Annotated in this window: 27 protein-coding genes; 17 read left to right on the top strand and 10 right to left on the bottom strand. The window is 62.7% G+C overall.

Annotated features, from left to right (window positions below):
* Positions 1-113: 113 nt before the first annotated feature.
* Positions 114-749, bottom strand: coding sequence for a C40 family peptidase (locus QF039_RS27490; protein WP_023659314.1), 636 nt, complete (start codon positions 747-749; stop codon positions 114-116).
* A 250-nt stretch (positions 750-999) separates the two neighbouring features.
* Here QF039_RS27490 and QF039_RS27485 point away from each other — a divergent pair, with 250 nt between their 5' ends.
* On the top strand, positions 1,000-1,428 hold the full coding sequence (locus QF039_RS27485; RefSeq protein ID WP_003213752.1) for a TM2 domain-containing protein: 429 nt from the start codon (positions 1,000-1,002) through the stop codon (positions 1,426-1,428).
* A gap of 134 nt (positions 1,429-1,562) precedes the next feature.
* Here the strand turns inward: QF039_RS27485 and QF039_RS27480 are convergent, their stop codons facing one another.
* From QF039_RS27480 to gshB, 7 genes are all read right to left on the bottom strand, one after another.
* Positions 1,563-2,834 carry a dihydroorotase gene (locus QF039_RS27480; RefSeq protein ID WP_003213750.1) on the bottom strand — a complete coding sequence of 424 codons (1,272 nt, stop codon included), beginning with the start codon at positions 2,832-2,834 and terminating at the stop codon, positions 1,563-1,565.
* The gene (locus tag QF039_RS27475; RefSeq protein WP_003213748.1) at positions 2,831-3,835 is read right to left on the bottom strand and encodes an aspartate carbamoyltransferase catalytic subunit; all 1,005 of its coding nucleotides are present in this window, start codon (positions 3,833-3,835) and stop codon (positions 2,831-2,833) included. The genes QF039_RS27480 and QF039_RS27475 overlap by 4 nt, the downstream gene beginning before the upstream one ends.
* Positions 3,836-3,859: 24 nt before the next feature.
* Positions 3,860-4,366: a bifunctional pyr operon transcriptional regulator/uracil phosphoribosyltransferase PyrR gene (gene pyrR / locus QF039_RS27470; RefSeq protein WP_003213746.1), complete on the bottom strand. Its 507-nt coding sequence runs from the start codon at positions 4,364-4,366 to the stop codon at positions 3,860-3,862.
* Between the two features lie 72 nt (positions 4,367-4,438).
* Positions 4,439-4,876, bottom strand: a complete 438-nt coding sequence (gene ruvX / locus QF039_RS27465; protein ID WP_003213744.1) for a Holliday junction resolvase RuvX — start codon at positions 4,874-4,876, stop codon at positions 4,439-4,441.
* Entirely contained in the window at positions 4,876-5,445 is a 570-nt protein-coding gene (locus QF039_RS27460) for a YqgE/AlgH family protein (protein ID WP_003213742.1), read from the bottom strand. The genes ruvX and QF039_RS27460 overlap by 1 nt, the downstream gene beginning before the upstream one ends.
* 67 nt (positions 5,446-5,512) lie before the next feature.
* Positions 5,513-6,412: an energy transducer TonB gene (locus QF039_RS27455; protein ID WP_003213740.1), complete on the bottom strand. Its 900-nt coding sequence runs from the start codon at positions 6,410-6,412 to the stop codon at positions 5,513-5,515.
* Between the two features lie 77 nt (positions 6,413-6,489).
* Positions 6,490-7,443, bottom strand: coding sequence for a glutathione synthase (gshB, locus tag QF039_RS27450; RefSeq protein ID WP_003213738.1), 954 nt, complete (start codon positions 7,441-7,443; stop codon positions 6,490-6,492).
* Between the two features lie 239 nt (positions 7,444-7,682).
* Between gshB and pilG the strand changes: the two genes are divergently transcribed.
* The 6 genes from pilG (at position 7,683) to QF039_RS27420 (ending at position 17,575) form a co-directional block, all read left to right on the top strand.
* Positions 7,683-8,090, top strand: a complete 408-nt coding sequence (gene pilG / locus QF039_RS27445; protein WP_003213736.1) for a twitching motility response regulator PilG — start codon at positions 7,683-7,685, stop codon at positions 8,088-8,090.
* A 47-nt stretch (positions 8,091-8,137) separates the two neighbouring features.
* A complete protein-coding gene (gene pilH / locus QF039_RS27440; RefSeq protein WP_003213734.1) occupies positions 8,138-8,503 on the top strand; it encodes a twitching motility response regulator PilH in 366 nt (121 codons plus the stop codon).
* Positions 8,504-8,515: 12 nt separating this feature from the next.
* Positions 8,516-9,040, top strand: coding sequence for a chemotaxis protein CheW (locus tag QF039_RS27435; RefSeq protein WP_003213731.1), 525 nt, complete (start codon positions 8,516-8,518; stop codon positions 9,038-9,040).
* A complete protein-coding gene (locus tag QF039_RS27430) occupies positions 9,037-11,088 on the top strand; it encodes a methyl-accepting chemotaxis protein (RefSeq protein ID WP_008434142.1) in 2,052 nt (683 codons plus the stop codon). Before QF039_RS27435 ends, QF039_RS27430 begins: the two co-directional genes overlap by 4 nt.
* A gap of 198 nt (positions 11,089-11,286) precedes the next feature.
* On the top strand, positions 11,287-17,127 hold the full coding sequence (locus QF039_RS27425; protein ID WP_307521674.1) for an Hpt domain-containing protein: 5,841 nt from the start codon (positions 11,287-11,289) through the stop codon (positions 17,125-17,127).
* Positions 17,120-17,575: a chemotaxis protein CheW gene (locus tag QF039_RS27420; protein ID WP_003213725.1), complete on the top strand. Its 456-nt coding sequence runs from the start codon at positions 17,120-17,122 to the stop codon at positions 17,573-17,575. Before QF039_RS27425 ends, QF039_RS27420 begins: the two co-directional genes overlap by 8 nt.
* Positions 17,576-17,584: 9 nt before the next feature.
* On the opposite strand, the gene QF039_RS27415 is transcribed toward QF039_RS27420, so the two are convergent.
* Entirely contained in the window at positions 17,585-17,872 is a 288-nt protein-coding gene (locus tag QF039_RS27415) for a HigA family addiction module antitoxin (RefSeq protein ID WP_087693245.1), read from the bottom strand.
* A gap of 14 nt (positions 17,873-17,886) precedes the next feature.
* Entirely contained in the window at positions 17,887-18,165 is a 279-nt protein-coding gene (locus tag QF039_RS27410; RefSeq protein ID WP_087693244.1) for a type II toxin-antitoxin system RelE/ParE family toxin, read from the bottom strand.
* A 487-nt stretch (positions 18,166-18,652) separates the two neighbouring features.
* On the opposite strand from QF039_RS27410, the gene QF039_RS27405 reads away from it, so the two are divergent.
* The 10 genes from QF039_RS27405 (at position 18,653) to mdcH (ending at position 26,308) form a co-directional block, all read left to right on the top strand.
* Positions 18,653-18,979 (top strand): DUF6124 family protein, encoded by a 327-nt coding sequence (locus QF039_RS27405; protein ID WP_102370093.1) that lies wholly within the window; start codon positions 18,653-18,655, stop codon positions 18,977-18,979.
* A 62-nt stretch (positions 18,980-19,041) separates the two neighbouring features.
* Positions 19,042-19,671: a nucleotidyltransferase domain-containing protein gene (locus QF039_RS27400; protein ID WP_177122496.1), complete on the top strand. Its 630-nt coding sequence runs from the start codon at positions 19,042-19,044 to the stop codon at positions 19,669-19,671.
* Positions 19,634-20,062 carry a hypothetical protein gene (locus tag QF039_RS27395; RefSeq protein ID WP_003216800.1) on the top strand — a complete coding sequence of 143 codons (429 nt, stop codon included), beginning with the start codon at positions 19,634-19,636 and terminating at the stop codon, positions 20,060-20,062. The genes QF039_RS27400 and QF039_RS27395 overlap by 38 nt, the downstream gene beginning before the upstream one ends.
* A gap of 327 nt (positions 20,063-20,389) precedes the next feature.
* Positions 20,390-22,060 carry a malonate decarboxylase subunit alpha gene (gene mdcA, locus QF039_RS27390; protein ID WP_026077844.1) on the top strand — a complete coding sequence of 557 codons (1,671 nt, stop codon included), beginning with the start codon at positions 20,390-20,392 and terminating at the stop codon, positions 22,058-22,060.
* Positions 22,061-22,909, top strand: coding sequence for a triphosphoribosyl-dephospho-CoA synthase (locus tag QF039_RS27385; protein WP_307521665.1), 849 nt, complete (start codon positions 22,061-22,063; stop codon positions 22,907-22,909).
* Entirely contained in the window at positions 22,909-23,208 is a 300-nt protein-coding gene (locus tag QF039_RS27380; protein WP_003216806.1) for a malonate decarboxylase subunit delta, read from the top strand. Before QF039_RS27385 ends, QF039_RS27380 begins: the two co-directional genes overlap by 1 nt.
* Entirely contained in the window at positions 23,201-24,043 is an 843-nt protein-coding gene (locus tag QF039_RS27375; protein WP_102370090.1) for a biotin-independent malonate decarboxylase subunit beta, read from the top strand. Before QF039_RS27380 ends, QF039_RS27375 begins: the two co-directional genes overlap by 8 nt.
* A complete protein-coding gene (gene mdcE, locus QF039_RS27370; protein ID WP_177009101.1) occupies positions 24,040-24,816 on the top strand; it encodes a biotin-independent malonate decarboxylase subunit gamma in 777 nt (258 codons plus the stop codon). The genes QF039_RS27375 and mdcE overlap by 4 nt, the downstream gene beginning before the upstream one ends.
* A complete protein-coding gene (locus QF039_RS27365; protein WP_008434124.1) occupies positions 24,810-25,406 on the top strand; it encodes a malonate decarboxylase holo-ACP synthase in 597 nt (198 codons plus the stop codon). Before mdcE ends, QF039_RS27365 begins: the two co-directional genes overlap by 7 nt.
* Positions 25,403-26,308, top strand: coding sequence for a malonate decarboxylase subunit epsilon (mdcH, locus tag QF039_RS27360; protein ID WP_307521660.1), 906 nt, complete (start codon positions 25,403-25,405; stop codon positions 26,306-26,308). Before QF039_RS27365 ends, mdcH begins: the two co-directional genes overlap by 4 nt.
* Positions 26,309-26,392 lie beyond the last annotated feature (84 nt).

Genomic DNA, 26,392 nt, shown 5'->3' with positions numbered 1-26,392 from the left:
GCTCCGCGTGGGAACGCAGCCCGTGACGCTCTGCGTCACAAGAGCGGACGCGGAGCGTCCAGTGAGGCATTCCCACGCAGAGCGTGGGAACGATCAAGCGTGGGAACGATCAATCAGCGCTGCACAATCCGCAGGTTGTTCTGCTCTTTAGGCAGAACACGCTTGGCAATCACGTAGTTCTTGTCCCAGAACGGCTTCTTCAGCGTATCGATGCTCACGGACTTGCCACGACGCGGTGCGTGGATGAAACGGTCGTTGCCCAGGTAGATGGCAACGTGGTTCACCTGGCGGCTCTTCAGTTTGAAGAACAGCAGGTCACCCGGTTTCAAATCCTTGCGCTCAACTTTCAGCCCGTGGCCGGCGGCCATGGCGTTGGAAGTGCGCGGCAAATCCACGGCTTTTACGTCGTTAAACGCATATTTCACCAAACCACTGCAGTCGAACCCTTTACTTGGGCTGCTGCCGCCCCAACGATAAGGAGTACCGAGCACGTTGACGGCACGGCTGAGGACGTTGCTGCTTTGCTTGGTGTTGACGGCCATCAGCCCTGGCGCCGCATTACCGTGGGCCTTGCTCAGTTGAGTCGGGCGCTTCACGGTCAGCTTTACCGATTTGGCGGAGCTGGTGGTGGCGTGAACTTTAGGGGTGAAACCGTTAACGTTGGGAAGTCGTTGCTCACGATTGGTGGCGTGGGCGGCCAGTGGCATTAATAGGCAAATGGTTAGCCATGTCTTGAAAAATGGTCGCATTAGGCGTGGCTCTTTTTGGTTTGCGCGCAACTTTATAACAGCTTTTTGTGTCGTGCTAAGGCCGTTTGTCGACTGAACCCTGGGGTCAAATTCAGGAAAACCGTGACGAATTGCCGCGATTGTCCTACACGAGTCAGGCGGTATAAGGCTTTGAGGGAAGCGAAGATACCATTTGCCGCATGTCGGGCGCCCGTAAAAAAGTCACAAAGAAACCAGAAATATTTATCTATCGAGGCTAAAGAGGTACTCCATGAACACCTATCGACAGGATGTTTCGCAACAAGACACCCACAGCAAGGTGATCGGCTACCTGCTTTGGATTTTCGGTTTTACCGGAGCTCACCGCTTTTATTACGGCAAGCCGGTGACCGGGACGATCTGGTTTTTCACCTTCGGTTTGTTCGGGATTGGCTGGTTGATCGACTTGTTCCTGATTCCGGCAATGGATCGCGAAGCGGACCTGCGATTTACCGCCGGGCCGATCGAGTACAACGTGGCCTGGATTCTGTTGGCGTTCCTGGGTGTGTTCGGTTTGCACCGCATGTATCAGGGCAAATGGATCAGCGGGATCATTTACCTGCTGACCGGGGGCTTGTTCCTGATCGGGGTGCTGTATGACTTCTGGACGCTGAATACGCAGATTTCGATCCGCAATGCCGAGCGCAACGGCGGCCGATAAGATTTGTGAAGATCCAAATGTGGGAGCGGGCTTGCTCGCGAATGCGATGTGTCAGTCGACATCTCTATTGACTGACCCACCGCTTTCGCGAGCAAGCCCGCTCCCACACTGACTGTGCCCACTCTGGATTGGATTTAAGCCTGGTAGCTGATCCGCCCATCCACCAAGGTGTACCGCACAGTCGCCGGCAGGCTATGGCCGATGAATGGGCAGTTTTCACCCTTGGACAGCCAGTGTTCCCCGGCAATCGTGGAGCTGGCCGGATCAAACAGCACCAGGTCCGCCGCCGAGCCCACCGCCAGCTTGCCCGCCGGCAGGCGCAGCGCCTCGGCAGGGCCCGCACTGAGACGCGCCAGCAGGGTCGGCAGGTCCAGCAAACCATCTTCCACCAACGTCATTGCCAGCGGCAGCAACAGCTCGACGCTGCTGATGCCTGGCTCCGTCGCACCGAACGGCGCCAGCTTGGCATCCCGCTCGTGGGGCTGGTGATGGCTGGAGATCGCCGAAACCACCCCGGACTTCACCGCCGCCCGCAAACCGTCACGGTCAGCGCGGGTACGCAGTGGCGGCTGCACGTGATACAGGCTGGAGAAGTCGATCAGCGCCTCATCCGTCAGAATCAGCTGATACAGCGCCACATCCGCCGTCACCGGCAATCCGCGGGCCTGGGCCTGAGCGATCAGGGCCACGCCGCGAGCGCTGGTCAGCTGGCTGAAGTGCGCGCGTACGCCGCTTTGTTCCACCAGCAGCAGGTCGCGGGCCAGGGCCACGGTCTCGGCGGTTTCCGGGATGCCCGGCAGGCCGAGGAAGCTCGCGGTGGCGCCTTCGTGGGCCAGGCCGCCTTCGGCCAGGTCACGGTCCTGGGAGTGGAAAATCACGGTCAGGTCGAAAGTCGCCGCATATTCCAGCGCACGGCACAGGGTGCGGGTGCTGCGAAAGCTCTCCAGGCCGTTGCCGAAGGCCACGCAGCCTGCGTCGCGCAGGGCGATCAGCTCGGCCAGTTGTTCGCCGTCCAGGCCTTTGCTCAGGGCGCCGATGGGGAACACTTTGCAGTTGCCGGCTTCGCGGGCGCGGTCGAGGATCAGTTCGGTCACCGCCGAGGTGTCCAGCACCGGTTTGGTGTGGGGCGGGCAGCACAGGCTGGTCACGCCACCGGCAGCGGCAGCGCGGGTTTCGCTGGTGATGTTGCCCTTGCGGCTGTAGCCCGGCTCACGCAGGGCGACGTTCAGGTCAACCAGGCCAGGCGCGGCGATCAGGCCTTTGGCGTCGATAGTTTCGCTGGCGCTGAAGCCTGCGGGTGCGGCGCCGATGGCAATGATCTTGCCGGCTTCCAGGTGCAGATCGGTGACTTGATCCAGGCCGCTGGCCGGATCGATGACTCGGGCGCCGAGAATGCTGAGCTTCACTGGGCGTTCTCCTGCTCGAATTGACGTTGCGCGGTTTGCCCGCTCATGGCCATGGACAACACCGCCATGCGGATGGCGATGCCGTACGTGACCTGGTTGAGAATCACCGACTGCGCGCCATCGGCCACCGCCGACTCAATCTCCACGCCACGGTTGATTGGCCCCGGGTGCATCACGATGGCGTCCGGCTTGGCGCCGGCCAGGCGTGCGGTGGTCAGGCCGAACAGGCGATAGAACTCGCCTTCGCTCGGCAGCAGGCCGCCCGCCATACGCTCGCGCTGCAGGCGCAGCATGATCACCACGTCCACATCCTTCAGGCCTTCGGCCATGTCGGTGTAGACCTTCACGCCGTACTGCTCGATACCGATCGGCAGCAGGGTCTTGGGGGCGATCACGCGGATGTCCGGGCAACCCAGGGTTTTCAGGGCCAGCATGTTCGAGCGCGCAACCCGCGAGTGCAGGATGTCGCCGACAATGGCCACCGAGAGGTTTTCAAAGCTGCCCTTGTGCCGCCGGATGGTCAGCATGTCGAGCATGCCCTGGGTCGGGTGGGCGTGACGGCCGTCGCCGCCGTTGATGATCGCCACATTCGGGCACACGTGCTCGGCGATGAAGTGCGCAGCACCGGAATCGCCGTGGCGCACCACGAACATGTCGGCGGCCATGGCTTCCAGGTTGCGCAGGGTGTCGAGCAGGGTTTCGCCCTTGCTCGCCGACGAGGTGGACACGTTCAGCGTGATCACGTCAGCCGACAGGCGTTGGGCCGCCAGTTCAAAGGTGGTGCGGGTGCGGGTCGAGTTCTCGAAGAACACGTTGCAGATGGTCTTGCCGCGCAGCAACGGGACTTTCTTCACCGCCCGGCCGCCGACTTCGAGAAACGAGTCGGCCGTGTCGAGGATTTCGGTGAGCAGTTCGCGGGGCAAGCCGTCGAGGGACAGGAAGTGTTGCAGCTGGCCCTGAGCATTGAGCTGCAGCGGGCGCTTGGCATCTAGAGGCGTCATCGCGGGGACTCTTTACAAGGCGGTTTAAAGGGCAAGGTCTTGCAGTTCGAGTTCGAGCGGCGTGGGACCGGACAATTTTACCCGCTGGTGGGCTTCCAGGGACAGGGTGGCGCCGACCACGTCCGGGCTGATCGGCAATTCGCCGGCGTCCAGGTCCAGCAAACAGACCAGGGTCACGCTGGCCGGGCGGCCGTAGTCGAACAGTTCGTTCATCGCGGCGCGGATGGTGCGACCACTCATCAGCACGTCATCGATCAGCACCAGGTGCTGGCCTTCGATCTCGAAGGGCAGGGCCGAGGGGCGCACTTGCGGGTGCAGGCCGTTCTGGCTGAAGTCGTCACGGTAGAAAGACACGTCCAGGGTGCCCAGGGGCGAGTCGCTGCCCAGTTCTTCCAGCAGCGCCTGGGCCACCCAGACGCCACCGGTGCGGATGCCGATAAAGCGCGGCTCGCTGATGGCACGGTGTTCCAGGTGCGCCTTGAGGCGGATCGCCATCTGGCTGATCAGATCGGCGGGATTGGGCAGGCTCATGGGTGCTCCTTCTAGGCCTCGCGCAGGCAAGGTCCGGGCTCAAACGTAAGAAGACGCGGCAAGCCGCGTCAGTCAGGATTCAAATAAAGCGGTGTTTTCATCCAGCCAGCCCTGCAACAGCAGGGCCGCGGCGATGGCATCCACCGGGTTGTCGCGGTAACTGCCTTTCTGCCCGCCACGGTCGCGACGCTCGCCCTTGGCTTCGAACGTGGTCAGGCGTTCGTCGTGGGTATAGAAGGGCAGGTTGTAGCGGCCGTTCAGGCGGCGGGCGAACTTTTCGGCCCGCAGGCACATCTCGCTCGGGGTGCCGTCCATGTTCAGCGGCAGGCCGACCACCACGGCGTCGGGCTTCCACTCCTTGATCAGGGCTTCGACCTGGTTCCAGTCCGGCACGCCGTTCTGGGCCTTCAGGGTGCACAGCTCGCGGGCCTGGCCGGTAATCACCTGGCCGACGGCGACGCCGATCTGTTTGGTGCCGTAGTCGAAACCGAGGATCAGACGCAAGGCCATCAGGCGTGCCCCGCCTGGCTGGTCAGCAGGCTGAGGTTGATCCGCAGCTTGGCGGCGGCCGCTTCCAGGCGCAGTTCGCTGGGGGTGTTGAACAGGATGTCGGCGTCGAACGGGCAGGTCAGCCAGGCATTGCTCGCCAGCTCCGCCTCCAGTTGCCCGGCTTCCCAGCCGGCGTAGCCGAGGGTGATCACACTTTGATCAGGCCCCACGCCGTCGGCAATCGCGAACAGGACGTCCTGGGACGTGGACAGGGACAACCCTTCAAGGTCCACGGTCGCCTGGAATTTCGGCCCGGTGGGGTGCAGCACAAAACCCCGGTCCGTCTGCACCGGCCCGCCGATGTAGATCGGTACGTGCTGGCAGCTGGCGGGTGGGTCGATGTCCGGGCGCAGTTGCTCGAGGATATCGGCCAGGTTCAGGTCTTGCGGGCGGTTGACCACCAACCCCATCGCACCATTGGCGGTGTGCTCGACGATGTAGGTCAAGGTCTGCGCAAAGTTCGGGTCGGCCATATGGGGCATGGCGATCAGGAATTGGTGCTTGAGGTAGGTCGGGCTGACATTTTTCATGTCCGCTAGTGTGGCGTTGGAGGGGCGAACTGACAAGCTGAGGATGCGCAGGAAATCACCGTCAGCATCAATTGCTCGACAGCCGATCACCCTTGGCAAAGCGCCAGGTGCGAATGATTTCCAGGCGGTCGATGTCGTTCAGGTCTCCGGTAAACGGCGCAAAAGGCGCCGCCAGCCGCACGATGCGTTGCGCTGCCTGGTCCAGCAGCGGTTGGCCGGAGGACTCCAGCACCTGCACCTCGTACAAGGTGCCGTCGCGGTTGATCGACACCAGCAGTCGCAAATTGCCGTAGATCTGCTGGCGACGGGCTTCGTCCGGGTAGTTCAGGTTGCCGATGCGCTCGACCTTCTTGCGCCACTCGTCCTTATACCAGGCGCCTTTGTCGCGCATGGTGGAGGCGGCGTTGAGGCGGTAGATCCGCGGGCGCTTGGCGTACAGCTGTTGTTCGTGGGCCAGTTCGGCTTCCAGGCTGGAGATCTCACTGGAGAGTTGCGAGCTGTCAAAAGTCGGGGCAGGCGGGGCAGGCGTGGGTTCGGTCTTGGCCTTTTCGCGCTGGGTCGGGGCTTTTTGCGGCTTGGGCGCCACGGTGGTGACCGCCGCCTTGGGTGCGGCCTGTTTCACCTCCGGCTTGGGCGCCGGCGGTGGCGTGACCTTATTGACCTTGTTGTCCTGGAATGGCGCGACTTCAGTGGTCTTGGGCACGGCCTTCTTGTCGAGGGTGCCGCTGCCTTGCTGGTTGTCCTGGGCGAGAAAGTCGGCCTTTTCGGGCTTCTTTTCGCTTTTGAACGTGGCGAGGGTGATTTCCAGGGTCTTGGTGATCTGCTTGGGTTCGGCAAAGGTGAAGCCCAGGCCGAGGATCAGCGCCAGGTGAATCAACGCCGCCAGAAACAGGGTAAATCCGAGCCGATCAGCCGGGCGCACGCCGCTGTGGGAGAGTTCGGGGGGCAGATCGGACGGGAGCGTCATGACAAGAAAACCAACATCGCGCGTTTCACAGGTGGCGCATGATAACGCAATGTTGGTTTGTGTCCGGCTGTTCTATGTCACTTGGCTTGTAGCTTGGCGGCAATCGCAGCCATCAGCATTTCGCCGATGTTCGTGCCAAATGCGTTGTCGATCTCGCGAATACAGGTCGGGCTGGTGACGTTGATTTCGGTGAGGTTCTCGCCGATTACGTCCAGGCCTACGAACAGCAAGCCTTTTTCGCGCAGGGTCGGGCCGACTTGGGCTGCAATCCAGCGATCCTTGTCCGTCAGCGGGCGGGCTTCACCCCGGCCACCGGCGGCCAGGTTGCCGCGGGTCTCGCCGGCGGCCGGAATGCGCGCCAGGCAGTAAGGCACCGGCTCGCCGTCGATCATCAGGATGCGCTTGTCGCCGTCCTTGATCGCCGGAATGTAGGCCTGGCCCATGATCTGCTGGGTGCCCAGCGCAGTCAGGGTCTCCAGGATCACCGACAGGTTCGGGTCGCCGGCGCGGTGGCGGAAGATCGAGGTACCGCCCATGCCGTCCAGCGGCTTGAGGATCACATCGCCGTGCTTGGCGGCGAATTCACGCAGCACATCGGCGCGGCGGCTGACCACGGTCGGCGGCGTGCACTGCGGGAACAGCGTGGCGAACAGCTTTTCATTGCAGTCGCGCAGGCTCTGGGGCTTGTTGACGATCAGCACGCCCGCGCGCTCGGCCTGCTCCAGCAGGTAGGTGGAGTAGACGAACTCCATGTCGAACGGCGGATCCTTGCGCATCAGGATCACGTCGAGGTCGCTCAGGGGGCTGTCGATTTCGTCTTGCAGCTCGAACCACTTCTCGGGGTTGGCAAACACCTGCAGGGGACGCATCCGCGCCCGCGCTTCACCGTCGCCCTGGTAAAGGTCCGGCTGCTCCATATAGAACAGGCTCCAGCCGCGGGCCTGGGCGGCCAGCAGCATGGCCAGCGAGCTGTCCTTTTTATAGGAAATGCTGGCGATAGGGTCCATGACAATGCCGACGCGAACGCTCATGGGGGATTTCCTCTAGCAAATAAGGGCGCATAAAAGTGGCGTCAGAGTGGCGCTGCGGCTGTTGTGGGTCAAGGAAAAACCACCACGCGGGTCGGCCGATAGATTGCGTTCTGAGACTGTGCTAAAAAGGCTGCCATGGCACATCAGCCCTTGAATTCCGAGGCTTTTGGCGCTCGTCCTGTGCAACATCAGGCAGTACACACCGAAAACCTATTCGCTGTGGCGATGGTAGAGCAGATATGGAACAGCATTCCAACGCCTTGAAAGTGATGGTGATCGACGATTCGAAAACGATTCGCCGCACGGCCGAAACACTGTTGAAGAACGTAGGGTGCGACGTCATCACGGCCATCGACGGTTTCGATGCCCTGGCCAAGATTGTTGACCATCATCCACACATTATCTTTGTCGACATCATGATGCCGCGCCTGGATGGCTATCAGACCTGCGCGCTGGTGAAGAACAACCCGGCGTTCAAGTCGATCCCGGTAATCATGCTGTCCTCCAAGGATGGTCTGTTCGACAAGGCCAAGGGGCGCATCGTCGGCTCTGATCAGTTTTTGACCAAGCCTTTCAGCAAGGAAGAACTGCTGAGCGCGATCAAGGCCTATGTACCGGGCTTCGCCGCAGTAGAACAAGCACACTGACGGGGGCCCCACGAGGGCTTGCGTCTACTAGATAAGTGGGGAAAACCATGGCACGTGTTCTGATCGTCGACGATTCGCCGACTGAAATGTACAAACTGACCGAAATGCTCGAAAAGCACGGTCACACCGTCCTCAAGGCCCAGAACGGCGGCGATGGCGTTGCGCTGGCCCGTCAGGAAAAGCCGGATGCGGTGCTGATGGATATCGTGATGCCGGGCCTCAATGGCTTCCAGGCCACCCGTCAGTTGACCAAAGATGCCGAGACCAGCCACATCCCGGTGATCATCATCACCACCAAGGATCAGGAAACCGACAAGATCTGGGGCGAGCGCCAGGGCGCCAAGGATTACCTGACCAAGCCGGTAGACGAAGAAACCCTGATCGCCACCCTGAACAAGGTGCTGGCCGGCTGACGGCACGTTCCCATGACCGAGTCGCAAACCGCCTTCGAGCTGCTGCTGGACATCGACCGCCGCTGCCGCTTGCTGGCTGCCGACCTGCCGTCCCAGGAAACCCGGCTGCTCAGCTGGAGCGGGATCGGGTTTCGCCTGGGCGAACACTGGTACGTGGCGCCCATGGGCGAGGTGGCGGAAGTGCTGCACGAACCGCGCTGTACCTTGATGCCCGGGGTCAAGCCGTGGATCAAGGGCGTGGCCAACCTGCGCGGGCGCTTGCTGCCGGTGATGGACCTGGGCGGTTTCCTTGGCCTTGAGCTGTCGGTGGCGCGCAAACAACGGCGGGTGCTGGTGGTGGAGTATCAGGACGTGTTTGTCGGCCTGTTGGTGGACGAGGTGGTGGGCATGCAGCATTTCGCACAAGACGCGTTGTCGACGAGCACCGCAGGCGGCGCGCCGTTTATCCAGGGCCAGTTCGACGGCGACCAGCTGTGGCAGGTCTTCAGCCCCTTCGCCCTGGCCCAGGCTCCAGGTTTCATGGATGTCGCCGCATGAGTACCGTCACCCCGGTCAAACCCCAGGAAGCCTCCCGCAGCCGCTCGCAGATCATCGTGCTGTTTATCGCGCTGATCGTGTTCATCATGCTGCTGTTCGCCAACTTCGCGTACCTCAACACCCAGTCTACCTACGACAAACAGTACATCGGCCACGCCGGTGAGCTGCGGGTGCTGTCCCAGCGCATCGCCAAGAACGCCACCGAGGCTGCCGCCGGCAAGGCGGCGGCGTTCAAGCTGCTGGGGGATGCACGCAACGATTTTGCCCAGCGCTGGGGTTACCTGAAAAAAGGCGACCCGGCCACCGGCCTGCCCGCTGCACCCACCGCCGTGCGTGCAGAAATGCGCGCCGTGCAGACCGACTGGGAAGCGCTGCTGAAAAACGCCGATGCGATTCTGGCCAGCGAGCAAACGGTGCTGTCGCTGCATCAAGTGGCCGCGACCCTGGCGGAAACCGTTCCGCAGTTGCAGATGGAGTCGGAAAAGGTTGTCGATATTCTGCTGCAACGCGGCGCACCGGCCAGCCAGGTAGCGTTGGCCCAGCGCCAGTCATTGCTGGCCGAACGCATCCTGGGGGCGGTAAACACCGTGCTGGCGGGGGACGAGACTGCCGTGCAGGCCGCCGATGCCTTCGGCCGCGATGCCAACCGTTTCGGCGTGGTGCTCAGCGGCATGCTCAACGGCAATCCCGGGCTGCGCATCACCCAGGTTGAAGACCACGACGCCCGCGCCCGGTTGGCGGAGATTTCCGAGCTGTTCGAATTCGTCTCCGGTTCCGTGGACGAAATCCTCGAGACCTCGCCGCAGCTGTTCCAGGTGCGCGCCTCGGCGAGCAATATCTTCAACCTGTCGCAAACCCTGCTGGACGAAGCCTCGCACCTGGCCACCGGCTTTGAAAACCTGGCGGACGGGCGCACTTTCGACACCATCGGCGGCTACGTGCTGGGCTTGCTGGCGCTGGCCTCGATCATCCTGATCGGCCTGGTGATGGTCCGCGAGACCAACCGCCAGTTGCGGGAAACCGCCGAGAAGAACGAGCGCAACCAGAACGCGATCATGCGCCTGCTGGATGAGATTGAAGACTTGGCCGACGGCGACCTGACCGTCACCGCCTCGGTCACCGAAGACTTCACCGGCACCATTGCCGACTCCATCAACTATTCCGTGGACCAACTGCGCGACCTGGTGGCCACCATCAACCTCACTGCCGGCCAGGTGGCTGGTGCGGTGCAGGACACCCAGGCCACCGCCATGCACCTGGCCCAAGCGTCGGAGCATCAGGCACAGCAGATTGCCGAAGCGTCCACGGCGATCAACCAGATGGCCCAGTCCATCGACCAGGTGTCGGCCAACGCCGCCGAATCTTCGGCAGTGGCCGAGCGTTCGGTAGAGATTGCCAACAAGGGCAACGAGGTGGTGCACAACACCATCCACGGCATGGACAACATTCGCGAACAGATCCAGGACACCGCCAAGCGCATCAAGCGCCTGGGGGAATCGTCCCAGGAAATTGGCGACATCGTCAGCCTGATCGATGACATCGCCGAGCAGACCAACATCCTCGCGCTCAACGCCGCGATCCAGGCGAGCATGGCCGGTGATGCCGGGCGTGGTTTTGCGGTAGTAGCCGATGAGGTACAGCGCCTGGCTGAGCGTTCTTCGGCGGCGACGCGGCAGATCGAAACCCTGGTGCGGGCGATCCAGACGGATACCAACGAAGCCGTGATTTCCATGGAGCAGACCACCACCGAAGTGGTGCGCGGTGCGCGGCTGGCCCAGGACGCCGGGGTGGCGCTGGAAGAGATCGAAGGCGTGTCTAAAACCCTGGCGGCATTGATCCAGAGTATCTCCAACGCGGCGCAGCAGCAGACGTCGTCGGCGGGGCAGATTTCCCTGACGATGAACGTGATCCAGCAGATCACCACTCAGACTTCGTCGGGCTCTACGGCCACTGCCGAGAGCATCGGCAACCTGGCAAAAATGGCCAGTCAGTTGCGGCGGTCGGTGTCGGGGTTCACCTTGCCGGCGGCGAAGCGGGTGGATGAGTGAAATGCGCCCTCGAAAACACCGAAAAGCAAATGTGGGAGCGGGCTTGCTCGCGAATGCGGTGTGTCAGTCGCCGACGCTTTGTCTGACCCACCGCATTCGCGAGCAAGCCCGCTCCCACAGTTGATCTCCTTTGTTTTGAGATCGGTGTACGCATGACCCAGCACTACCAGCAACTCATGAATTCAGACGGGAGCGGTTATGGTTGATCGGCACGACTACGTGGCCCTCGAATGGGTCAAGGGCGAAATTGCCGAAACCCTGAAACAGGCCCGTTCGGCGCTGGACGCCTATGTTGAAGAAAGCAGCAGCGAGGCCATCGGCCAGTGCCTGGAATGCATCCATCAGGTGCATGGAAGCCTGTTGATGGTCGAGTTCTACGGCGCGGCCCTGTTCGCTGAAGAAATGGAACAACTGGCCCTCGCCCTGCAAGGCGCGCGCGTCAGCCAGCGCGACGAAGGCATTCGCCTGCTGCAACAGGGCCTTGGCCAACTGCCGCTGTACCTCGACCGCGTACACAGCGCCCGGCGCGACCTGCCCCTGGTAGTGCTGCCGCTGCTCAACGACCTGCGCAGCGTGCGCGGCGAAAGCCTGCTCTCGGAAACCAGCCTGTTCAGCCCGCAACTGCTGGTGATCCCGCCGCTGCCCGAAGACGCCCTGGCCCAGCGCACGCCAGAGGATTTCCCCGAGCTGCTGCGCCAGTGGCGGCAGATGCTGCAACAGGCGCTGGTCGGTTTGCTGCGCGAAGACCACGGCCCCAGCAACCTGGAAGACATGGCGCGGGTCTTCGCCCGCCTCGAAGCCCTGTGCCATGGTGCGCCGCTGTTACCGTTGTGGCAGGTCACCTCGGCGCTGGTGGAAGGCATGCTCATTGGCGTGGTTGCCAACAGCCCGGCGTTGCGCAGTTTGCTCAAGGCCTGCGACAAGCCACTCAAGCGCCTGCTGATCCAGGGCATCAACGGCATCAACACCCCGGCCCCGGATGAGCTGCTCAAGAGCCTGTTGTTCTACGTCGCCAAAGTCACCCGACCGACTCCACGGATGCAAAGTTTGAAAGAACGATATGGCCTCGATGAAGCTTTGCCCGACAGCGCCGTGGTGGACGCCGAACGCGCCCGCCTGGCCGGCCCGGACCGCGACGCGATGGGCTCGGTGCTCGGCGCGTTGTGCGAGGAGCTGGTGCGGGTCAAGGAACGCCTGGACCTGTTCGTACGCAGCGACCGTCAGCACGCCTCGGACCTTGAGGCGTTGCTGGCGCCGCTGCGGCAGATCGCCGATACCCTGGCGGTATTGGGCTTCGGCCAGCCGCGCAAAGTGATCATCGACCAACTGGCGGTGGTACTCGGCCTGGCCCAGGGGCAGCGCGAACCCAACGATGCGGTATTGATGGACGTTGCCGGTGCGTTGCTCTACGTCGAGGCCACGCTGGCCGGGATGGTCGGCACTGTCGAGCCGGAGCGCCGCGAAGAAAGCCGCCTGCCTACCACCGACCTGACGCAGATCCACCACCTCGTCATCCGCGAATCCTGCCAGTGCCTGACCCAGGCCAAAGAGCTGGTGATCGACTGCATCGAGGCTCACTGGGACCGCCAGCGCCTGGAGTCGCTGCCCGAGTTGCTGACCCAGGTGCGCGGCGCGCTGGCGATGATTCCGCTGCCCCGTGCGGCGAGCCTGATGCGTGGCTGCAATGACTACGTCAACGAGCAACTGATGGTCGGCGACGCCGCACCTTCCGAGGCGCAGCTTGAGCATTTTGCCGATGTGCTCACCAGCCTCGAGTACTACCTGGAACGCATGCTCCAGGACCACGACGCCCCGGGCGAACGGGTGCTGGAAGTCGCCGCTTTAGGCCTGGCCGCGCTGGGCTATTTGCCGGCCGAAAAACCCTGGCGCCAGGCACTGCTTGAGCAGGGTGATACGCCCACGGAGCAAACCCCGTTCCTCGCCGATGCGTTGGCCAGCCCCACCTCGCGCCTCAACCCGCCGGCACTCCAGCGTCCCGGCAGCCTGCTGCCGCCGCCCGCCGGTGAAGAAGCCATTGATGATGAACTGCGGGAAGTCTTCCTCGAAGAAACCGCCGAAGTTCTCGACGTGCTGCATCGCTATGTGCCTGCCGGCACCGCCAGCCTGGAAGACAAGGCCACCCTGAGCGAAATGCGCCGCGCCTTCCACACCTTGAAAGGCAGTGGCCGCATGGTGCGCGCCCTGGTGTTGGCAGAGCTGGCCTGGGCCGTGGAAAACCTGCTCAACCGCGTGCTGGAGCGCAGCGTCGCGCCGGGCCCGGATGTGCAAGCGGTGCTGGATGACGTGTTGGAATTGCTGCCGGAGCTGATCACCGATTTTGCCGACGATGCCCAGCGCCAGCGCGATGACGTAGACGAACTGGCGGCACGCGCGCACGCCCTGGCCAGCCGTGTCGAACCGTCGTCCACAGACCCGGCCGCCCTGGACCCGCAGTTGCTGGAAATCTTCCGCAACGAAGCCCAGAGCCACCTCGACAGCCTCAACCACTTCCTGCAACAGGCCACCGAGCACCTGCCGCTGCAAGTCAGTGATGAACTGCAACGCGCACTGCACACCCTCAAAGGCAGCGCCTATATGGCCGGTGTGTTGCCCATCGCCGAACTGGCGCGCCCGCTGGATCACCTGACCCGCGAATACAAGGCCCACCGCCTGCCGCTGGACCTGGATGAAATCGAATTGCTGCTGGAGGCCGAGGCGTTGTTCCAGCGCGGCGTGCGCCAGCTGGACAGTGACCCTCACGCGGCCATCAATGGTGCAGCAGGGCTGATCGAGCGCACGCAAAACCTGCTGAACAGCCAGCTTGAAGCCTTGCTGAATGCGCCCAACACCGGCCTGCGGATCAAGCGCGACCCGCAGTTGATCGCCAACTTCCTGGCCCAGGGCATGGACATCCTGCTGGACGCCGAAAGCCTGCTGCGCCGCTGGCAACAGCACCCCGGCGAACGCCAGGAACTGAGCGCGCTGCTGGACGAACTGACCACCCTCGGCGAAGGCGCGCACCTCGCCGACCTGCACCCGATGGACGAATTGTGCGAAGCCTTGCTCGACCTCTACGGCGCAGTGGAAGAAAGCAGCCTGGCGGTCAGCGAGCGCTTCTTCCACGAGGCCGAACAGGCCCACGAAGCCCTGATCAACATGCTCGACCAACTGGCCGCCGGCCAGGAAATCAGCGCGGCGCCGGCCCGGGTACGCGCCCTGCGCGAGCTGCTGGATGAAGGCCTCGACCCGTCCGCCACCGGCTTGATCAAGACCGATGGCAGCCGCGCGCTGAGCATCTCCGAGCTGGGCGCCGCTACGGCGAAGCTCGATCAGGGTTTTGCGGTGGATGACGAGATCGTCGAGATCTTCCTTGAGGAAGCGGTGGACATCCTCGACAGCGCCGGCCAGTCCTTGAAGCGTTGGCTGCTGGACCCGGATAACGCAGCGCCGCTGTCATCGTTGCAGCGGGATTTGCACACCCTCAAGGGTGGCGCGCGCATGGCTGAAATCGGCGCGGTGGGCGACCTGGCCCTTGAGCTGGAAAACCTTTACGAAGGTTTGGTGGACCGTCGCTACAGCTATTCCAGCGAGCTGGCCAATGTGTTGATGGCCAGTCATGAGCGGCTGGCGCTGTTGCTTGAGCAACTGCAACACCAGCAACCGTTGAGCGACTCCTCCGACCTGATCAGCCACTTGCGTGAGTTGCGCCAAGGCACCGGACAAGCGGCGCCCGCAGCGGCCGCCGAAGTCGAGACGCCGGGCAGTGATCCCGAGCTGCTGGATATCTTTCTCGAAGAGGCCGCCGACATCCTCGACAGCTCCGGCGCCGCGCTGTTGCGCTGGCAGGCCGAGCCGAAAAATCGCCAGGAAGTCGAGACACTGCTGCGCGACCTGCACACCCTCAAGGGCGGCGCTCGCATGGTCGAGATCGGCCCGATTGGCGACCTGGCCCATGAGCTGGAGTTTCTCTATGAGGGCTTGTCGGCAGGTTTGCTGGCGCCCTCGGCGGAGCTGTTCGCCTTGCTGCAAGGCTGCCACGACCGCCTGGCGCAGATGATCGATGCGGTGGCGGCGGGAATGCCGGTGGGCTCGGTGGACCTGCTGATCGAGCGCATCAAGAGCCTGGTGCGTCCGGCTGAAGTGACGGACGCACCGCTGGCGTTGACGGCAACCAAAACCGAGGCGGTGCCGGCCAGCGACCCGGCCGCCGACATGGTGAAGATCTCTGCCGACTTGCTGGATGACCTGGTCAACCTGGCGGGTGAAACTTCGATCTTCCGTGGGCGTATCGAGCAGCAGGTCAACGATGCGAGCATCGCCCTCAACGAGGTGGAAACCACCATCGAGCGTATGCGCGATCAACTGCGCCGCCTCGACACCGAGACCCAGGGCCGCATCCTCAGCCGCCAGCAGGCCGAGGCCGAACGCCTGGGCTACGAAGAATTCGACCCGCTGGAAATGGACCGCCATTCCCAGTTGCAACAACTGTCCCGGGCCTTGTTCGAATCGGCTTCCGACCTGCTCGACCTCAAGGAAACCCTCGACCGCCGCAACCAGGACGCCCACAACCTGCTGCAGCAACAGGCGCGCATCAACACCGAGTTGCAGGAAGGCCTGATGCGCACGCGCATGGTGCCCTTCGAACGCATGCTGCCACGGCTTAAACGCATCGTGCGGCAGGTGGCGGGCGAGCTGGGCAAGGACGTGGAATTTATCGTCGGCAATGCCGAAGGCGAGATGGACCGCAACGTGCTGGAGCGCATGGTCGCGCCGCTGGAACACATGCTGCGCAACGCCGTCGACCACGGCCTGGAATCCCGCGATGCACGATTGCTGGCCGGTAAACCCGAGAAAGGCCGCATCACCCTGGACCTGACCCACGAAGGCGGCGACATCGTTTTCGACATGCGCGACGACGGCGCCGGCGTGCCGCTTGAAGCTGTGCGGCGCAAGGCGATCAAGCGTGGCTTGCTCGACCCCAACCTGGAAATCAGCGACCGCGACGTATTGCAGTTCATCCTGCAACCGGGGTTTTCCACTGCCGAAAAAATCACCCAGATTTCCGGGCGTGGCGTGGGCATGGACGTGGTGCATGAAGAAGTGCGCCAGCTGGGCGGCTCGATGGTCATCGACTCGACGCCGGGAGAGGGCGTGCACTTTCGCATTCGCCTGCCGTTCACCGTGTCGGTCAACCGGGCGATGATGGTGCAGTGTGCCGACGATCAATATGCGATCCCGCTGAACACCATCGAAGGGCTGGTGCGGGTCATGCCCCATGAGCTGGAAGGGCACTATCAGCAGGACCCGCCGCGCTACGAATACGCCGGCCAACGCTACGAACTGTTCTACCTCGGCGACCTGCTGCACACCGTCGGCCGGCCGAACCTGCTGGGCCAGTACCAGCCGCTGCCGGTGCTGCTGGTGCAATGCAACGAACGGCGCGTGGCGGTGCAAGTGGACGCCATGGCCGGCACCCGGGAGATCGTGGTCAAGGGCCTGGGGCCGCAGTTTGCCGGGGTGAAGGGCGTGTCTGGCGCAACCATCCTTGGCGATGGCCGCGTGGTGCTGATCATCGACCTGATGGCGCATATCCGCGCCCGGCCACCGGCGTTGCCGGCCCAGGCGGCGGACGCTCCGTTGATCCTCAACGACCCGCTGAAAAAGCGCCCGCTGCTGGTGCTGGTGGTGGACGACTCGGTCACCGTGCGCAAAGTCACCAGCCGCCTGCTGGAGCGCAACGGCATGAACGTGCTCACCGCCAAGGACGGCATCGACGCCATGGCCGTGCTGGAAGAGCACACCCCGGACCTGATGCTGCTCGACATCGAAATGCCGCGCATGGACGGCTTCGAAGTGGCCATCCAGGTGCGTGACGACCCGCGGCTGATGCGCATGCCCATCATCATGATCACCTCCCGCACCGGGCAAAAACACCGTGATCGTGCGATGGCGATTGGCGTCAACGACTACCTCGGCAAGCCTTATCAAGAGTCGGTGCTGCTGGAAAGCATCGCTTACTGGAGCAAGTCCCGTGCTTGATCACCGCGCAACTCAACTCACCGGCTTGCTGCTGCCATTGGCCGACCGTCACCTGTTGTTGCCCAACGTCGCCGTGGCCGAGCTGATCGACTTCCAGCGCGGCGAACCGGCCAGTGATGCGCCGCCGTGGTATTTGCGGCAGGTTACCTGGCGGGATCGGCAGTTGCCGTTGATCAGCTTTGAGGCCGCGTGTGGCGAGTCGGGCGTGGTGGGAGAGCGGGCGCGGATTGTGGTGTTGAACACCCTCGGAGGACGGCCGACGTTGAAGTTTATTGCGTTGGTGATCCAGGGGATTCCGCGCTCGTACAAGCTCGATAGCCAGTTGAGTTATGTGGACGTGCCGTTGTGCCCGCTGGAACTGGCGGCGGTGCAGGTGGGGGAGCATGTGGCCAGGGTGCCGGACTTGATGGGATTGGAGGCGTTGTTGGTCGAGGCCGGATTGGCCTGAGTGTAACCGTCAGTCAATCCGTGCAAACCGTTCGATTTTCGGTTGATCTCGATGCTCTGCCTGCCACAGGTCATAGGCACTTTGCATCGAAAGCCACAACCGAGCTTTGCTGATACCTGCCCGTTCAAGCCTTACCGCAAGATCCGGGCTGATTGGCGCGTGTCCGTGGAGGATTCTAGAGAATGTTTCTCTGGCGAAGCCAAGGCGCCGTGCCATTTCAGTAATGGTGATGCCCAAGGCCGGGATCACGTCCTCAAGCAGGATTTCGCCAGGGTGGGGAGGGTTATGCATGTCCATATCGATGCCTTTACTCAGTGATAGTCCAAATAATCGACCAGTTCTACTTGGTCGTTGAACATCCGAAAAATAATGCGCCAGTTACCGCTGATACTGACGGACCAGTAGTCGATCAGATCGCCTTTCAATCGGTGAAACCGCCAACCGGGCATGTCCAGTTCATCACGGTGTGTGGCTCTATTCAGAACCAGCAACACACGACGCAAGCGTTTTGCATGGTCTGCGTTGATACCTTTAGTAGAACCAGTCTCAAAAAAGACCCTGAGGCCTTTATGCTTCCAGCTAACGATCATGGCGAGATTGTGATGTGATACATCACGCTCTGCAATGGCCTTGTATCAGGTTTGGATATCAGATTCATAACGCCCAATCGGTGACATGCTTCGGACCGAAAAGGCTAGAGAGACGGGTTCCGAGCAACAACCCGAAAAGTTTGTAGGAGCAATCGGCGTGCGCTTTACGGTCGGATTTTTCCTGCAACCTCTCGCGCTGTGCATGAACTTGTTGTGCCCTGCGATCGCGCCTAGTCTTCGTGCGTCATCGCAAAAAACGGTGACACGGACGTGCAAGTCCGACGAAACTGTTTAGGCGTACAAACGCCCAGCCATTCAACGGGCGTTTTTTGTGCTCGCTGCTTTATGGCGGCTGCGCGCAGGAGGTCTTCGGACCTGCTGGGTGTCCTAAACAGGCCCGGTCTTGCACACCTGCGCACGGTCGCCACCCTTATTCGCGTGCAAGCGAACGGTGGCGCTCCTTACTCATCTGTTTAGGAGTTTCATCATGTTCAAACCTACCCCCAATCCGCCCCACAACACCGAAATCGAACACCGCAAACTCCAGGCCGCCGCCGAGCGTGCGATGGATCATTACTTTCCGACTTCGGCTTCATCTTCACTCTTTACCGTCACCCCCTCTCAATCCACCGAAGCCCTGCTGGCCAACGCTTCTGAAACCTTTGCCTCACTCAACGCGTTGACCTCCAACCTGGCCTTTGAATTGGAAGGTTCCCAGCGCGGTGTGGTGCTGGCCATTCAGCAGATGAGTGAGCTGGGGCAGTTACTGGTTGATCAGGCACTGGAGCAGGTTGCTCCTTCTTGCGCAGCCTAAAAACTTGATCGTTCCCAAAAAGGGACCTATCGTTCCCTTTTTGGGACTCTTCGGTCGCTGCCATGCAAACCTTGCCCCTTAGCACTGCGCTATTCACCGTGACTCAGCAGAAAGTCTTGGGTTTGCTCTTTGGCAAGCCCGACCAAAGCTTCTTCACCAATGAAATCGCCCGCTGGGCAAAGGTGGGCAAGGGCAGCCTGACCCGCGAGCTGGAGCGTTTGCAGTTGGCAGGCATCCTGACGGTGACGCGCCAGGGCAACCAAACCCACTACCAGGCCAACCCGCAGTGCCCCGTTTACTCGGAGCTGTTGGCCATCGTGCGCAAGACCCTGAGCCTGGATGAGCCATTGCGCAACGCACTGGCTCCATTTGCCACGCAACTGAAGTGGGCATTTATCTACGGTTCCATCGCCAAGGGCGAGGCGCACTCATCCAGTGACATAGATCTGATGCTGATCGGCGAAAGCCTCAACTACAGTGAAGTCATGGAGCAGCTCATGCCGCTGGAAGAGCAACTGGGCCGCACCATCAACCCGACGCTCTATACCCCCGAAGACTGGATCGGCAAATGGAATGCCGGTCATAGTTTTGTGCAGCGGGTGGCGGAGCAGGACAAGATCAACCTGATTGGGGAAAACCCCGTGGAGTCCAAGGATGGACAGCAAGGCAAACCTGGAGAACCTGCAACGTAGTGGTGGCTTGAAGGCTGAGCCGCCGGATCGCACGGAATGTGATGGGTTGATGCGCTCTGCCCGTGATCGATTGAAGGACGCCAAAACCCCGCAATTATCTTTCGCCAGCCGTTTTGATTTGGCTTACAACGCGGCCCACGCAATCGCCCTCACAGCCTTGCGCTTGCACGGCTATCGCTCGGACAAGCGCTATCTGGTGTTCCAATGCCTGCTTCATACCACCGCAGCCAACAAGGTTCAGGTAAGACTGTTTGCGCTATGCCACGAGCGCCGCAACCTGGCGGAATATGAAGGGTATATGGATGAGGATGAGGGGTTGTTGGAGCAACTGATTGCGCATACTCAAGCGCTATTGAAGGAGGTCGAACAGTGGGTGACTAACCAGAAATAGCGGCTTGGGTGATGAAGCGAGATCAGTCCCAAAAAGGGACTGATCGTTCCCATTTGGGGACTTCTGCGCACGTTCTCCCGAACAGCGCTGAGCAAATGTGGGAGCGGGCTTGCTCGCGAATACGGTGTGTCAGTACCCGATTTATCAACTGACCCACCGCATTCGCGAGCAAGCCCGCTCCCACATTTGAACTGTGTTGGGCCCGAGCCTCAGCGTTTGCTAATTAACCATTACTCCAATCGTAATGGTTCACCGCCCAGCTTGATTGATGCCCCCCCAATACCCTCCTAAGGTACAGCCCACGACAGCAAATCCCGTGGAGCGACCATGACAACAACAACTTCCCCCGACTCGCGCTGGACGCGGCGGCGCGATGAGAAGCAGCGCCGCCTCGCCTTGGTGCGATCCTTCGCCGATGGCGCCGTACTCCCCAGCGAGCGCATTGTCGAAGCCCTGGAAGCCCTGATCCTCCCCGGCGACCGCGTGGTGCTGGAAGGCAACAACCAGAAGCAGGCCGATTTCCTCTCGCGCTCCCTGGCCAAGGCCGACCCCGCCAAGCTCCACGACCTGCACATGATCATGCCCAGCGTCGGCCGCTCCGAGCACCTGGACCTGTTTGAAAAGGGCATCGCCCGCAAGCTGGATTTCTCCTTTGCCGGCACCCAGTCCCTGCGCATCAGCCAGTTGCTGGAAGACGGCCTGTTGGAAATCGGCGCGATCCACACCTACATCGAACTCTACGCACGGCTGGTGGTGGACCTGATCCCCAACGTGGTCCTGTCGGCCGGTTTCATGGCCGACCGCGCCGGCAATATCTACACCGGCCCGAGCACCGAAGACACACCCGCGCTGATCGAGCCGGCCGCCTTCAGCGATGGCATCGTCATCGTCCAGGTCAACCAACTGGTGGATGACGTCACCGACCTGCCGCGCGTCGACATCCCCGCGAGCTGGGTCGATTTCGTGGTGGTCGCTGACAAGCCCTTCTACATCGAACCGCTGTTCACCCGCGACCCACGCCATATCAAGCCCGTGCATGTGTTGATGGCGATGATGGCGATCCGCGGCATCTACGAAAAACACAACGTTCAATCGCTGAACCACGGCATCGGTTTCAACACCGCCGCCATCGAATTGATCCTGCCGACCTACGGTGAATCCCTGGGCCTGAAGGGCAAGATCTGTCGCAACTGGACCCTCAACCCGCACCCAACCCTGATCCCGGCCATCGAAAGCGGCTGGGTCGAAAGCGTTCATTGCTTCGGCACCGAACTGGGCATGGAGAACTACATCGCCGCCCGGCCGGATGTGTTCTTCACGGGTCGCGACGGCTCGCTGCGCTCCAACCGAATGTTCTGCCAGCTGGCCGGCCAGTACGCGGTGGACCTGTTTATCGGCGCCACCTTGCAGGTCGATGGCGACGGTCATTCCTCCACCGTTACCCGTGGCCGCCTCGCCGGTTTTGGTGGTGCGCCGAACATGGGCCATGACCCACGGGGTCGCCGCCACGGCACACCCGCCTGGCTCGACATGCGCCACGACGACGCCCCGGAAGCCTTGCTCGAACGCGGCAAAAAGCTCGTGGTGCAGATGGTCGAGACGTTCCAGGAAGGCGGTAAACCCACCTTCGTCGAAACCCTCGACGCGGTGGAAGTCGCCCGCAAAAGCGGCATGCCCCTGGCGCCGATCATGATCTACGGCGATGACGTCACGCACCTGCTCACCGAAGAAGGCATCGCCTACCTGTATAAGGCCCGCTCCCTGGAAGAGCGCCAGGCGATGATCGCCGCCGTGGCCGGGGTGACCGCCATCGGCATGCGCCACAACCCCAAGGACACCGCACGCATGCGTCGCGAGGGCTTGATTGCGCTGCCCGAAGACCTCGGCATCCGCCGCACCGATGCCACCCGCGAGCTGCTGGCCGCCAAGAGCGTGGCCGATCTGGTGGAGTGGTCCGGTGGCTTGTACAACCCGCCCGCCAAGTTCAGGAGCTGGTAAATGCACGCACTCAAACTGCACGACCTGACGCTGGCCGAACGCCTGGCCGACATGGCCGTCGACGCCATGATTGATGAGGCGGACCTGTCGCCGAAACCCGCCCTGGTAGACCGTCGCGGCAACGGCGCCCATACCGATTTGCACCTCGGCTTGATGCACGCCTCGGCGCTGTCGCTGTGGCCGGCGTTCAAGGAAATGGCCGAGGCCGCGGTCGAATTTGGCGAAGTCGGTTTGCCTCTGCGTGAAGCCCTCGGGCGCATCGGTCGCGAAGGTGAGCAGGTGATGCTCGTCACCACCAGCGGCGTAAATACCCATCGCGGCGCGATCTGGGCCCTCGGCCTGTTAGTCGCCGCCGCCGCACTGCAACCGGAATCCTGCACTGCCAGCGCGGTGACGTTGCGCGCCGCCCGCCTGGCCTTGCTCAACGACCGTTACGCACCGCAGCCGCTGAGCCACGGCGCCCAGGTCGCACAACGCTACGGCGCACGCGGTGCTCGCGAAGAGGCGCAACTGGGCTTCCCGTCGGTGCTGCAACGCGGCCTGCCCCAACTGAAGAAAAGCCGCCTGCAGCAACACGGCGAACAGAACGCGCGCCTCGACGCCTTGCTGGCGATCATGACCGACCTGGCCGACACCTGCGTGCTCTACCGCGCCGGCCCTGAAGGCTTGCAGGCCATGCAACAAGGCGCCCAAGCGGTGCTGGACGCCGGCGGCAGTGCAAGCCTCGCCGGCCGCCGCCAACTGCATGAGCTGGACCAGCAACTGCTGGCGCTGAATGCCTCCCCCGGTGGCGCCGCCGACCTGTTGGCCGCCTGCCTGTTTATCGACCGCCTCGACGGAGCGCTGTGATGGAAACCTTATCCTTTGAATTCCCCGCCGGGCAGCCCGCCAAGGGCCGCGCGCTGGTAGGCTGCGTCGGCTCCGGCGACCTCGAAGTGCTGCTGGAACCGGGCACCGCCGGCACCCTGACGATCCAGGTGCAGACCTCGGTGAACGGTGCGCAGCTGCGTTGGCAGCATCTGTTCGAACGGATCTTCCAGGAACAGACACCCCCCGCATTGAACATCGATATCCACGACTTCGGCGCCACACCCGGCGTGGTGCGCTTGCGCCTGGAGCAAGGCTTCGAGGAGATCGGTCATGACTGACTTGCTCAACAAACACAGCTTTGTCGAACTCGGCGCCCGGCAACGGGCCAAGGCCTTGCTCGACGCGGGCAGCTATCGCGAACTGATCGACCCGTTCCAGCGCGTCATGTCGCCGTGGCTGAGCCGCCAGGGCGTGGTGCCGCAGGCAGATGACGGCGTGGTGATCGCCAAGGGCAGCATCGCCGGCTTGCCGGTGGTCATCGCGGCCATCGAAGGCAATTTCCAGGGCGGCAGTCTCGGTGAAGTCGGCGGCGCGAAGATGGCCGGTGCACTGGAGTTGGCTGCTGAAGACAACCGCAACGGCATCCCGACGCGCGCCATCCTGCTGCTGGAAACCGGCGGCGTGCGCTTGCAGGAAGCCAACCTGGGCTTGGCCGCGATCGCCGATATCCACGCAGCGATTGTCGACCTGCGCCAGTACCAGCCGGTGATCGGCGTGGTGGCGGGCAGCGTCGGTTGCTTTGGCGGCATGTCCATCGCGGCAGGCTTGTGCAGTTATCTGCTGGTGACCCGTGAGGCGCGCCTTGGCCTGAACGGCCCGCAGGTGATCGAGCAGGAAGCCGGCCTTGAAGAATACGACTCCCGTGACCGGCCCTTCATCTGGAGCCTGACCGGCGGTGAGCAGCGTTTCAACAGTGGCTTGGCCGACCGGTATGTGGCCGACGACGTGGCGCAGATTCAGCAGCAGATCACTGAGCTGCTGCAACAAGGCTTGCCGGAAAACCAGCGCAGCCGTCAGGTTGATCACTATCTGGAACGCCTGGCCGCACTGAACGCCGAACCGCAAATCGACCCGGCGACGGTTCGCGATCTGTATCAGGGAGAACGCTCATGAGAGGTTTGCAGTGGTTCAACGCATTGAGCGGCGACGCAGCGCCAGTGAGCGGTTTGCCGAACTCGCTGAAAGTTGCCGACGGCGTGCTCGGTGATCAGCCAGTGCGCTTTATCGCGGTGGTCACCGACCCACAAAACCGCTTCCCTCGCGCTCGCAACGGTGAAGTCGGTTTGCTGGAAGGCTGGGGCTTGGCCAAGGCCGTTGATGAGGCGATCAACACCGGCGACAAGCGTCCGCTGATTGCCATCGTGGATGTGCCGAGCCAGGCCTACGGTCGTCGCGAAGAGGCGTTGGGCATTCACCAGGCATTGGCCGCCGCTGCCGACAGCTACGCCCGTGCCCGCCTGGCCGGTCACCCGGTGATCGCGCTGCTGGTGGGCAAGGCGATGTCCGGCGCCTTCCTCGCCCATGGTTACCAGGCCAACCGCCTGATTGCCCTGCGCGACCCCGGCGTGATGGTGCATGCCATGGGCAAGGCTTCGGCGGCGCGGGTAACCCTGCGCAGTGTTGAAGAGCTGGAAACCCTGGCTGCCAGCGTGCCGCCGATGGCCTATGACATCGACAGCTATGCCAGCCTCGGCTTGCTCTGGGAGACCTTGTCGGTCAGCCAGATCGAGCAGCCCACCACCGAAGATGTGGCGCGGGTCAGCGATTGCCTGGTGCAGGCGATCAAGGATGTGCAGGCCGGCGGTCGGGACCTGAGCGGTCGCCTGGGCGCCACTAACCGCGCGGCCTCCAGCCACGTGCGCCAACTGCTGCGGGAGCAATGGTGAACGCTCACGACTTGCTCTGGGGCATGACCCCGGCGCATGCGCCCGCTGATGCGCCGGCCTGGGTGCTGGAAGCATTGGCCGCTGGGCATCCGGTGGTGGTGCGGCGTGCCGTCGCGTCGCCGGGCCAGGTAGCGGTGGGGGTACGCGGGCGCTTGCGCGAGCAGCGCTTCGCCGCCGTGATGCCGATGGCGGCGGTGCAGCGGCGCGTGGTGCCGGAAGACCTGCGCGGTGTGATCTCGCCAAGGGATTTGCCGGCGTTGCAGGCCCTCGCTCAGTTGCGACCGGTGCTGGCGGGAGAGAGTTGGGGCGTCACCGGCAGTGCGGGTTTCGAGTTGGCCAGCGGCGTCGAAGCGCTGCATGCCAAGAGCGATCTGGATTTGATTCTGCGCACGCCCGAGCGCCTTGATCGCAGCGATGCAGAGGACCTGCTGGCGATACTGGATACGGCGGTGTGCGCCGTCGACCTGCAACTGCAAACGCCGTTTGGCGCGGTCGCGTTGCGTGAATGGGCCGGTGGTTCGCGTCGCGTGCTGCTGAAGAACGCCAGCGGCGCGCAGTTGGTGCTCGATCCTTGGCAGGCCGTGGCATGAGTAGCCTCCTGGCATTCCCGGGGCAGGGCGCCCAGCGTCCCGGCATGCTCCAGCAACTGCCGCGTGCGGTGCTGGACGAAGCCAGTGCTGCCCTCAATGAGGATGTGCTTACCCTGGATTCTGCCGAAGCGCTGGCCTCGACCCGTGCCGTGCAGCTCTGCCTGTTGATTGCCGGTGTGGCCAGTGCGCGTTTGCTGGAACACACCCCCGATTACGTCGCCGGCCTGTCCATTGGTGCCTATCCGGCGGCCGTGATCGCCGGCTCGCTGGACTTTGCCGACGCGTTGAAACTCGTCAGCCTGCGCGGCGAATTGATGCAACACGCGTATCCCCACGGCTACGGCATGACCGCCCTTATCGGCCCGGACCTGTCCACCGTCGAAGCCTTGCTTGCTCAGGCCCACAGCCCGCAAACCCCGGTTTACCTGGCCAATATCAATGCCGACAACCAGACGGTCATCGCCGGCAGCGATGAGGCCATGAAGGCGGTCGCCAATCTGGTGCGCGGCAACGGCGTCGCCAAACGCCTGGCCGTCAGCGTGCCGTCTCATTGCGTACTGCTGGAAAAACCCGCCGAGGCCCTGGCCGAAGCATTCGCCCAAGTGACACTGAAACCGCCGAGCATCAACTACCTCAGCAGCACCCGCGCCCGGCCGATCCACAACACCGAACACCTGCGCGACGACCTCGCCTTCAACATGTGCCGCATCGTCGACTGGCGCGGCACCGTGCAAAGCGCCTTCGAGCGCGGTGTGCGCCTGCATATCGAACTGCCTCCCGGTGCCGTGCTCACGGGCCTCGCGCGCCGGGTGTTCGAGCAAGGCACCGTCATCGCCTTCGAAGGCGCCCGCCTGGACACCTTGCAGGCCTTGCTGCGAGAGGAGGGAAATCATCACCGATAGAGCTCCACCAAGGCTGATGCTGGTCGGTCAAGAGATAGAGCGGGTCACCAATGACCTGTGGCGAGGGAGCTTGCTCCCATTGGA

Source organism: Pseudomonas sp. W2I6, from assembly GCF_030815935.1.
Lineage (GTDB): Bacteria > Pseudomonadota > Gammaproteobacteria > Pseudomonadales > Pseudomonadaceae > Aquipseudomonas.
Note: the sequence above shows the minus strand (reverse complement) of the source record. Positions and strands in the feature narration are given on the sequence as shown.